Annotated in this window: 1 pseudogene; it reads left to right on the top strand. The window is 44.3% G+C overall.

Going from position 1 to position 219, the window contains the following annotated elements:
- Nucleotides 1-59: 59 nt before the first annotated feature.
- Nucleotides 60-219: pseudogene (locus H6A61_RS16420) on the top strand (Rpn family recombination-promoting nuclease/putative transposase); the annotation flags it as partial.

Raw genomic sequence — 219 nt, 5'->3', positions numbered from 1 at the left:
TTAATCGAGGATAACAATAATCCTTTGTATTGTGATATAATGAAAACAGGCACATTGATATGAAATATCTAGACCCCAAAGCCGATTTGACCTTCAAGAAGGTGTTCGGGGAACATCCCGACCTTGTGATAAGTCTTCTCAACGCCCTGCTCCCTTTCGAGACGGAGGATGAGAAGATAGTGAGCGTGGAGTATCTTCCGGCAGAGCTTTTCCCGGAAA

The organism is Bacteroides caecigallinarum (assembly GCF_016901995.1).
Lineage (GTDB): Bacteria > Bacteroidota > Bacteroidia > Bacteroidales > Bacteroidaceae > Phocaeicola > Phocaeicola cellulolyticus.
Note: the sequence above shows the minus strand (reverse complement) of the source record. Positions and strands in the feature narration are given on the sequence as shown.